General features: G+C 32.9%; 11 protein-coding genes and 2 tRNA genes. 6 read left to right on the top strand and 7 right to left on the bottom strand.

The features are described 5' to 3' along the window. Positions 1-624, top strand: a 624-nt coding sequence (locus tag SOY52_RS07935; RefSeq protein ID WP_320848419.1) for a GGDEF domain-containing protein, incomplete at its 5' end; no start/stop codon positions are given. Positions 625-628: 4 nt separating this feature from the next. On the opposite strand, the gene SOY52_RS07940 is transcribed toward SOY52_RS07935, so the two are convergent. The 3 genes from SOY52_RS07940 to SOY52_RS07950 form a co-directional block, all read right to left on the bottom strand. After that, positions 629-714 (bottom strand) — tRNA-Ser (locus SOY52_RS07940). Positions 715-740: 26 nt separating this feature from the next. Then, positions 741-828, bottom strand: a tRNA-Ser gene (locus SOY52_RS07945). An 82-nt stretch (positions 829-910) separates the two neighbouring features. After that, complete coding sequence (locus SOY52_RS07950; RefSeq protein ID WP_320848420.1) at positions 911-1354, bottom strand: GNAT family N-acetyltransferase; 444 nt, start codon at positions 1352-1354, stop codon at positions 911-913. Between the two features lie 73 nt (positions 1355-1427). Here SOY52_RS07950 and SOY52_RS07955 point away from each other — a divergent pair, with 73 nt between their 5' ends. Then, a complete protein-coding gene (locus SOY52_RS07955) occupies positions 1428-2294 on the top strand; it encodes a DMT family transporter (RefSeq protein ID WP_320848421.1) in 867 nt (288 codons plus the stop codon). On the opposite strand, the gene SOY52_RS07960 is transcribed toward SOY52_RS07955, so the two are convergent. Together SOY52_RS07960 and SOY52_RS07965 are read right to left on the bottom strand one after the other, a co-directional pair. Beyond that, the gene (locus tag SOY52_RS07960; protein WP_320848422.1) at positions 2241-2789 is read right to left on the bottom strand and encodes a hypothetical protein; all 549 of its coding nucleotides are present in this window, start codon (positions 2787-2789) and stop codon (positions 2241-2243) included. The two genes, SOY52_RS07955 and SOY52_RS07960, sit on opposite strands and share 54 nt — an antisense overlap. Beyond that, complete coding sequence (locus SOY52_RS07965; RefSeq protein ID WP_320848423.1) at positions 2789-2983, bottom strand: hypothetical protein; 195 nt, start codon at positions 2981-2983, stop codon at positions 2789-2791. The genes SOY52_RS07960 and SOY52_RS07965 overlap by 1 nt, the downstream gene beginning before the upstream one ends. Positions 2984-3236: 253 nt before the next feature. Here SOY52_RS07965 and SOY52_RS07970 point away from each other — a divergent pair, with 253 nt between their 5' ends. After that, on the top strand, positions 3237-4433 hold the full coding sequence (locus tag SOY52_RS07970) for an iron-containing alcohol dehydrogenase (RefSeq protein ID WP_320848424.1): 1197 nt from the start codon (positions 3237-3239) through the stop codon (positions 4431-4433). Between the two features lie 11 nt (positions 4434-4444). Then, entirely contained in the window at positions 4445-5815 is a 1371-nt protein-coding gene (locus SOY52_RS07975) for an SLC13 family permease (RefSeq protein WP_320848425.1), read from the top strand. A gap of 2 nt (positions 5816-5817) precedes the next feature. Here SOY52_RS07975 and SOY52_RS07980 read toward each other — a convergent pair whose 3' ends face one another. Further along, on the bottom strand, positions 5818-6372 hold the full coding sequence (locus tag SOY52_RS07980) for a MerR family transcriptional regulator (RefSeq protein WP_320848426.1): 555 nt from the start codon (positions 6370-6372) through the stop codon (positions 5818-5820). A gap of 111 nt (positions 6373-6483) precedes the next feature. Continuing rightward, positions 6484-7032 carry an NADPH-dependent FMN reductase gene (locus SOY52_RS07985; RefSeq protein ID WP_320848427.1) on the bottom strand — a complete coding sequence of 183 codons (549 nt, stop codon included), beginning with the start codon at positions 7030-7032 and terminating at the stop codon, positions 6484-6486. Positions 7033-7340: 308 nt separating this feature from the next. On the opposite strand from SOY52_RS07985, the gene SOY52_RS07990 reads away from it, so the two are divergent. After that, complete coding sequence (locus SOY52_RS07990) at positions 7341-8360, top strand: LacI family DNA-binding transcriptional regulator (RefSeq protein ID WP_320848428.1); 1020 nt, start codon at positions 7341-7343, stop codon at positions 8358-8360. Next, a partial coding sequence (locus tag SOY52_RS07995) for a diphosphate--fructose-6-phosphate 1-phosphotransferase (RefSeq protein WP_320848429.1) occupies positions 8360-9507 on the top strand: 1148 nt, incomplete at its 3' end. The genes SOY52_RS07990 and SOY52_RS07995, both read left to right, overlap by 1 nt.

Below are 9507 nucleotides of genomic sequence, written 5' to 3' on the forward strand. Positions count from 1 at the left end.
CTTACATGTTTAGTTGGTATTGGTTTTCAAGAGTTGGTTAGTAATAATATTCGAACAACCTGCTTATCTCTCTCAGTATGTTCTATTTTACTATACATCTATTATATAGATTTCCTTATTCAAAGAAGTGATAAACAAATAATAGAGCAAAAGCAACAACTTGAACATGATGCACTAACAGGCTTGTTTAATAGATTTTCATTTGAAAAAACAATTCATATTTCTCAACCACATTTTATGATTAAGGATCTTACAGTTTTTGCATTTGATATCAATGGTTTAAAAAGCGTAAATGATACTTATGGCCATGATGCTGGAGATGAGCTAATAATTAGTTCCGCAAATATAATAATGAATGTTTTCTCACCCTATGGTAAGTGCTTTAGAATAGGTGGAGATGAGATGGTCGCTATTATATTACTTAGAGAAGAAGATATTTCAAGTCTAATTACAGAATTTGATAATAAGATGGATAATTGGAAGGGAATATATTCAGATAAATTAAATATAGCATATGGCTATGTGAGAGCTGATCATCACCCAAGCAAAAATCTTGAAGAATTATATAAACTTGCTGACCACTATATGTATGAAAATAAAATGATGTATTACCAAAAGCAATAAAAAACGGAGAGGGGGGGATTCGAACCCCCGAAGGCTTTTGACCTTACACGACTTCCAATCGTGCACCTTCGACCACTCGGACACCTCTCCAGTTAGTAATCATAGTACAGTTATTTCGGAGAGAGAGGGATTCGAACCCTCGATGCAGCAAAACCACATAACGGATTTCGAGTCCGTCTCCTTCGACCTCTCGGACATCTCTCCAAGATATAAAGACGAATAATAATTGTACTAGCTTGCTCAATTTAGCTTTTTTGAGAGAAATTATCAAGTATTGAATTAATATTTAAGAAATGTCATTAAATAAAAATACACTATTATTATCCTCTATAAAGCCATTTTTAATATAAAAGTCATATGCATAATTACTCTTTTGTGTTTGCAGCACTATAGAAGAGATAAAATTCTCTTTGGCCTTCTTTTTTAAGGCGTTCATAAAAGTTGTTCCAAGTCCTTCATGTTGAACATCAGATTTAATAAAAAATTCACCAACAACAGCCTCCGGTCCTTTATACCAATATCGGACATAGCCTAAAGCAACACCTACAAGGCTATCATCTTGGTAAAGGGAATAAGAGAAAGGTCTTTTAACTTCTATTTGGTCAAGAAGATAATTTCTAGCTGTTTCTCTATCCCAATTTTCATTCCAAGGTGGAAGAGAAAATACACTAAGAAATAGCTCTAATATTTGTTCAATATCATCACTAGTAATTTCTTTTATTTCAATCATAAGAAAAAGATAACAATTAAATTAAATAATGTCAGATGAAAAAAATTAATAAATAGAATATTCTTCAAGTGCTATGGATAAAATAACTTCAGTTAAAAAGGGTATATTTTTTATTCTTCTTTCAGCTCTTGGTTTTTCGATAATGAATCTATGTGTGACCTTAGCTGGAGATCTTCCAACCTTTCAAAAAGCACTCTTTAGAAATGCAGGTGCTATGATAGTATCATTTTTCTTGTTTCTAAAAAGTGGTGATAAGCTTGATTTAAAGCCTAGTGACTTAGGCTTGTTATTAATGAGAGCACTCTTTGGTTCTGTAGGACTTTTTGCTAACTTCTATGCTCTAGATCATATGATGATCTCTGATGCATCAATGCTAAACAAACTTGCACCATTTTTTACTCTTTTACTCTCTGCTATATTTTTAAAGGAAAAGACAAGTATAAAGCAATATTTATTTGTAGCACTTGCTTTTGTTGGTGTGCTATTTATTGTAAAACCAACAATGGAATTTACTCAGAGTATGGGAGCTTCAATTGTAGGTGTTATTGGGGGCTTTGGTGCCGGAGCTGCATATGCATGTGTTAGAGGATTAGGAAAAAGAGGAATGCCATCAAGTCAAATAGTATTAGGCTTTTCAGTTGTATCAACATTAATTGCAATTCCATTTGTAATTAATAACCATGCACCAATGAGTATTTATCAAATATGTCTTTTATCCTTAGCTGCAATTGGCGCAACAGTTGGGCAATTTGGTATTACTTGGGCATATAAGGCAGCACCTAGTAAAGAAATATCAATCTTTGATTATTTTACTGTAATATTCTCAGCTCTTTGGGGCTTTATTTTCTTGTCACAAGTTCCAGATATTTATTCTTTATTTGGATATCTAATTATTTTTACAAGTGCTCTTTTGATGTTTTTCTACAATAAGAGACATTAAATGTTTTACTCTTGGCCTGTTATATCTTTGAGCAATTACAAAGGTCATATCTAGCAGAGATGCTAAAACAGATGTGATGAAAAAGATAATAATACTATCGTGTAAGTAACTCCAAAAAATTGAGAGAAGTAGTGGTGTATAACTGAAAAATGATATAGCAATGTGCACAAATTCAGAGTGAAGCATATTGCTATATAGCTTATTTAAATCTCTTTCTTTGAATAACTCAGGCTTATAAGTTGGAAGTTTATCCTTCCAGTTTTTTACACCTAATTTTTCATATAGTTTTAATTCTTTATCAGATACATTAAAAATTCTTTCTTTTCCTGTGAGTTTTATAGTGGAAAAAATTGCTCCACAGATAGCCCTTAACCAAAAGTGAAAGGTAATTGTTGCAAATGTAATTGTAAGTGCAACATTAGAAAGATAGACAGAGATTAGTGTAAAAAGAGGAAAGATTATTAATGATATATTAAAAACTCTAGATACTTTCATTACTCAATTAAGCCATATTCTTTGTATTTAGCGATAATCCAATTGTATAAAAGCCGGTTTCCAAGATAGTGCTTATAAGTTGCACTTTTTTCTTTACCTTCGCTTTTTAATCTGTCAATTTCAGTTTTTTCTTTGCTATAGCTATTTTGTATATCACTAAGCATTTTTTCAAATTTATCAAGTCGTTCATTCATAGAAAAGGATGATAAACTCAAGAATTTGTTTATGCAATAAAATACTAAATTATTGAACGTTTGATATTAGAGTAGCTCTAATTTAATTATACCTAATATTCCTGCTAAATGTAAGATTATATATTGTATACGTTTTATGTATTTACTTTGAATATAAATAATTAATTCATAATAAGTAATTTTTTATCTAAAGGATATTTACTTTAGAGTTGCTCTAATAGATAAAATTTTATCCATATTTTATGGAGGAATAATGGAAAACTTCAATTACAACATTGGTACGAAAATATTGTTTGGTAAAAATGCTGTATCAACACACTTAGCAGATACAGTAAAGCGTTATGGCAATAAAGTACTATTCGTATATGATGATATCCCTGTTAAAGCTTCTGGACTTTACCAGGAGATAGTAAATTCTCTAAGTAACAATGGTATTGAATACGCAGAATTCTCTGGTATTGAGCCAAATCCAAAGCATACCACAATTAATGATGGTATTAAGAAAGTTAGAGAAATGGGTGAGGCTGTAATAATTGCAGCTGGTGGTGGTTCTACAATCGATACAGGAAAAGCTATCGGTTTTGGATACTATGGTGAAGATGATGTTTGGGATTTCTACTGTGGAAAGAAAAAGGTAGAAAAGACATTACCTGTAATTTGTATTCCTACACTTGCAGCAGCAGGTGCTGAGGTTTCATGGTCTGCTGTAGTATCAAATATTGAGGCAAAGAGAAAAATCGGTCTTAGAAATCCTATTAATAGACCAGCAGTAGCTATTGTAGATCCTACATATACATTCTCTGTTCCACCATTTCAGACAGCATGTGGCATTATCGATATTATGTCTCATACACTTGAGACATATTTTTCATCAACAATGGCACTTCAAGATGCTATTTCTGAAGGAATTCAAAAGTCAGCTATCCATGCTGGTAGAAGAGCGATGATGAATCCAAAGGATTACGATGCTAGAGCTGAATTACTTTGGGCTAGTGAACTTTCAATTATGCAAATTTCTTCTTTCGGAAGAAGTAATGCCGCAACAATTATTCACACTATTGAGCATATGCTTTCAGCTCACATTGATGCAGTAGTACATGGAGCAGGAATAGCAATTATTTCTCTTGCTTTCTACAAGTATGCTCTTACAGATAAAAATGTTCCTAAATTTGCTCATTGGGGTAAATGTGTTTGGGGAGTTAATCCTCAGTTAGATGATTACACTGCAGCTAATGAAGCTATTAAGTGCTATGAATCATTTATCGCAGAGTTAGGACTTCCTACAAGATTATCTCAAATGAAGAAAAAGAGAGGTGGAGAAGAATTTATCACTCTCGAAGACATCATTCCTGTAGTTGATGACTTAGTAGCTACTGCTGATGGCAGCAAGTGGTACCAGCCTGTAAGAACTAAGGATGACTACATGGCAATCTTTAAATTAGCACTCTAAAGGAAATAAAAATGGCAAAATTATCAAAGAAAAGTATTCAATGGATTATCGTAATACTAGCATTTGTGTTAGTAAAACTCTTTCCAACAGGAGAGTTATGGACCCCTACATTAAGCACATTCCTTGCTATTACTGTAAGTGGTATCCTCTTATTAGCATTTAACTTACTTAACAATGTTACCTCATCAATTATATTAATTTTCGCATATCCTCTATTAAAGGTATGTTCATTAAGCCAAGCGCTTTCAAACTGGACAAGTGAAGCTGTATGGATGACTCTTTGTTGTTTTGTACTTGTAGTACTTATTCAAAAGACTACAATTCTAGAGAGAATAGCATATAAAATGGCCTCAAAGTGTAACGGTAGTTACATCGCATTAGTATTTGGTGTTGCTTTAATTTCAATTGTAGCAAGAGTTTTAATGCAGGGTATTCTAGCATTAGTATCAGTAATTGCAATTGTATATGGTATGTGTAAAGCTCTTAACTTAAAAGGTAAGGGAGCTGCAGGTTTATTACTAACTTGTACTTTTGTATACCACGATTCAAACTTCTTTATCTATTCTCCTGGTTATATTGCAATTGTATTTAAAAATGCAGCAACAGTATCACCAATGCCAATTGATTACTTTACCTACTTTATGGATAACTGGGTTTTCATTATCCCACTTATCTTAACAACAATTGCTACTGCTTTCTTATGCAGACCTAAAGAACCTCTTGGAGAAACAACATTCTTCGATGAGAAGCTCAAAGAGCTTGGTGCATGGACAGCTAAAGATAAGAAGATGCTTGTTATCTTAATTCTCTTCATCCTTTATCTATTTACAAATTCAATTCATAAACTTGGTATGATGTATGGTTTTGTATTTGTAATTACAGCTCCATTCTTGCCTGGTATTGAAATTGGTGAGGCAAAGGACTTTGGTAAGGTTTCTTGGGGTGGTATCTTCTTTGTTGCGGCTTGTATGACTATTGGTACAGCTGGTGCTGCAGCAGGATTTGGTAAATTTATCTCAACAATTGCACTTCCATTACTTCAGAATATGTCAAATAAAGTATTCTTTGCGGCAACATATTTCTTATCCGTATTCCTCAACTTTATCATGACACCTGCAGCTGTAATGAGTGTGCTTGGCGAACCATTAGCTCAAATCTGTCAAGACCTTTCATTTAACCCATATGGTATGGTTTATAGCGTATTCCAAGGTATTTCACAGCTATTATTTGCTTACGAAGTTACAGTATACATGGTAGCATTCTCATTTGGCCTTATGTCTACAAAAGAATTTGCCAAACCAATGATTGTAAAATTTATTATTCAGACCGTTGGATTATTAACAATTGGATTCCTATGGTGGGGTGTTAGAGGTATTGTTTAATACTAATAATCTAGGGATTTTTGCTTGCTGACAAACTTTTTGAGCTTTGACAAAAGGCCACGCTGTTTATCGGTAAAAATCCCTTTTTCTTTCTCACTCTCGATTTCTTCATCGAGGTAGCTGTAAAATCTAATTTTATATTGCAGATCCCGTTCTGCTTCTTGCAGTTCTTGGATCTGCTTTCTTAATGATTTTTGTAGGTTGATTAGAATTAATAATCTCTCTTTTACAGTATCATCACCGATTAAAGTATCGAGAATAAATAATCTACAATCATGAATAAAAAGACCAATTTGTCTTAAACACTTAATTAGCTTTCCAAAAGCCCAATCAGCTTCACTAAATAACCTTTCATCATTGCATATATCACGCTTAACAAAGGGAAAAAGATGTTCTTTATCATAGAATCTAATAGTATGAGAAGAGAGTCCAAGCTTTTTTGACAATTCTTTTACTGTATATTTGGGTTTTGTATCATAATCGATAGAAATACCATTTTCTATAATGTTATCTAATTGGCTAATGATCTCTTCATCTGTTTTTTCTTTGTTAATCATAATTTTTTATTATTTACTATTTTTACTTTGTTGTAAAACAATTTATCCCCCGTTTCTAATCGATATTAGTTAGATTAATATTAATCCAATCGAGGGACTAAAGTATTCTGATTAATTATTTACTAATGCATCTAAAAGCTCTGTTATTTGGACTTTAAGGTTTTCTGTATCAGCCTTTAAAACTCCTGTGGTAAAGGCTTCTCTATCTAGAGTAATACCTGTATATGTAGTAGTTGCTTCCTTTGCATTTACAAAGGTAAGAAGCTCTATAAGTTTTTCCCTTACAAAGCTACCACCAGAAGCTCCAGCTGCTGTAGAGATTGTAAATAGCTTACCATTTAGTACATTCTCACTTCTAGCTGCATTTTTATATAGTGGACGAGATAGCCAATCAAGTAGATTTTTAAGATATCCAGGGTAACTATGGTTGTATTCTGGTGTGAAGAACCAAAGAGCATCGGAAGATAAGCACTGCTTTCTAACTCTTTCAATTTCTTCTGGTGCAGGGTATTCAATATCTTGATCCATTAGAGGAATATTTGAGAAATCAAGGTAGGAAACATCAGCACGATTTGCTATTAAACTTTCAGTAAGTTTAGCTAATTGTCTATTAAATGATTCTTTTCTTTTTGAACCAACTATAAATAATATTTTCTTCACTTTTTCCCTCCTAATTTAACCATAACATTTGGGGTGTTATTGATAATAATAGCAATGTAATTAATAAAGAAATTAGAAACAAATTATAGATAGGAAATAGTAATACGACAATAAAGAGAAAGGTTTCTAAGGCATTTTTGTCAAAAATAAAATAGTAAATTAAAACAAGAAACATTAATGTAATATGCTTTTAGTTTGTTTTATTGCAAATAGTTTTAACTTATTTGCGCAATATTTGCGCAAATATTTGTTCAAAATTTGCTTGCAAATAATGTAATTGGTGTTACACTCTAAATAAGAGGAAGTAAATGAGAGATGTTAGATTAAAGGATATTGCTGATAAAGCAGGGGTTTCTGTGTCCACTGTATCAAGAACACTCTCAGGTAATTCAAATAGAATTGGAAAGCAAACTCAAGAAAAGATATTAAAAATAGCTTCTGAGCTAGGATTTGCAAAAAGTAGAACAAATCGCATTAAAGCTTCCTTTGATGAAATACGCTTAGCAACTGTATTTATCTCTGATAATGAAAGTTTTCTCTCTCCATTTTTTACAAAGATTTTAGAGGGAATTGACCAAGAGATTCATAAAAAGGATTTAGATTTAAATATAGAACATTCAATATTAACAGTTACAGATGAAGCTTTTTCATCAAGTATTCAAGATAATAAAATTGATGCTGCTATTATTTTAGGTCGTGCAAGTCTTGATGTAATTGAACACATTAAATCCTGTATACCTGTTATTGCTTATGCAGGTCTTAATTCAATAGGCGGAATGGATGAAGTACTTTGTGATGCTGGAAAAGGCATTGAAGATGCTGTTTGCTATTTAGCAAATTTAGGACGTAAGAAAATAGCCTATATTGGTCCAACTGATAAACAAAACATTGCTAATGAACATCGTTTTACTGGCTATAAAGAAGGCTTAAAGAAATCAACGCTAGATTATGAAGACATTCTTGTTGAAGATATCTTTTTATCACCACAAGAGGGTTATGATGGAGCAAAAAGGCTATTAAATAGAGCTTTTCCTGATGCAATAGTTGCAGCTAACGATAATGCTGCTTTAGGTATCATTAGATGCTTAAATGAGAAGGGAATAAAAATTCCTGAAGAAATTGCTGTAACCGGATTTGATAATATTGAAGCATCAGCATTCTTACGTCCTGCTCTAACTACATTTGATGTGCCTAAGTCTGATATTGGACGTTTTGCTGCCAAGATAGTAATTGATAGATGTTTAAATCCTAGAAAAGAAAATATTTTAATCAATATTCCATATAAGTTGATAGAAAGAGAATCAACAGTGGATAAGGAGGGTTGTTGATGAAGAATATCTTATTCATGCATGGAGGTGGTCCAACTGCTGTTATTAATGCCTCTCTTTCAGGTTCTATTAGAGAGCTTTATGACAGGTCCTTTGATGGTGACATTCTTTATGCTCCTTTTGGAACAGGAGGATTATTAAAAAATAAAATAAATAAGTTTCCTGCTCTTAGCAATGAAGATTTAATTAAGTTAGAAAGGACTCCAGGTTCTGCAATTGGAACAGGTCGTGACCACTTAGAAGGTGATGACTATGATAAGCTTGCATCAATATTAAAAGAAAATAATATCGGTTATGTAGTTATGACTGGTGGAAATGGAACTATGGATACTTGTAGAAAGCTTTCTTACGCTGCGAAAAAGCATAACATAGTTGTAACCGGTACTCCAAAAACGATGGATAATGATTTATCCGTAACAGATAACAGTCCTGGCTTTGGTTCTGCTGCAAGATATATTGCTGCATGTGTTAGAGAAGCATCAGAAGACGTACTTGGACTTCCTATCCACGCTTGTGTTATTGAGGCTCTTGGACGTGATGCAGGATGGGTTACTGCATCTGCTATCATGGCTAAAAGTGGAAAGGCTCCTGGCGCTGATATTATTTTGGTCCCTGAAGTTGCTTTTGATAAGGATAAGTTTTTAACAAAAGTTGAAAAGATTCATAAAGAGAAGGGTGGTGTTGTAATCGTAGCTAGCGAAGGTATGCGCTATAGCGATGGAAAACCAATTGTGGAACCTGTTTTTCAAGTTGGAAGGAGTGTTTATTTTGGTGATGTTTCTTCACACCTTTCAAATTTAATTATTAAGGAGCTTGGTATTAAATCACGCTCAGAAAAACCTGGAATTTTAGGTAGAGCTTCTATTTCATGGCAAAGTGATGTCGATAGGGCTGAAGCAATAGCTTGTGGAAGAGTTTCTGTAAAGTGTGCTCTTGAAGGTAAAAATGGTTACATGAGCGTAATTAAGAGAACTTCATCTTCACCTTATACATTTGAAGCTGTAGAAAGTCCTATCCTCGATAGTATTCTAGAGGCAAGGACCTTAGATGAAAAATATATTGATAAAGAAAATATGTTTATTAATGAATCATTTATTGAGTACGCAAAGCCTCTTATTGGTTCAATAGGTGATGATTTTTGTTCATT

Source organism: Bullifex sp. (assembly GCF_034103065.1).
In the GTDB taxonomy this organism is placed as follows: Bacteria; Spirochaetota; Spirochaetia; order Sphaerochaetales; family Sphaerochaetaceae; genus Bullifex.

Bases quoted from the DNA above. Each gene is read 5' to 3' on its own strand.
- SOY52_RS07965 (WP_320848423.1), bottom strand. From the start codon at position 2,983: ATGAATGAACGACTTGATAAATTTGAAAAAATGCTTAGTGATATACAA.
- SOY52_RS07950 (WP_320848420.1), bottom strand. From the start codon at position 1,354: ATGATTGAAATAAAAGAAATTACTAGTGATGATATTGAACAAATATTA.
- SOY52_RS07990 (WP_320848428.1), top strand. From the start codon at position 7,341: ATGAGAGATGTTAGATTAAAGGATATTGCTGATAAAGCAGGGGTTTCT.
- SOY52_RS07980 (WP_320848426.1), bottom strand. From the start codon at position 6,372: ATGATTAACAAAGAAAAAACAGATGAAGAGATCATTAGCCAATTAGAT.
- SOY52_RS07970 (WP_320848424.1), top strand. From the start codon at position 3,237: ATGGAAAACTTCAATTACAACATTGGTACGAAAATATTGTTTGGTAAA.
- SOY52_RS07960 (WP_320848422.1), bottom strand. From the start codon at position 2,789: ATGAAAGTATCTAGAGTTTTTAATATATCATTAATAATCTTTCCTCTT.
- SOY52_RS07975 (WP_320848425.1), top strand. From the start codon at position 4,445: ATGGCAAAATTATCAAAGAAAAGTATTCAATGGATTATCGTAATACTA.
- SOY52_RS07955 (WP_320848421.1), top strand. From the start codon at position 1,428: ATGGATAAAATAACTTCAGTTAAAAAGGGTATATTTTTTATTCTTCTT.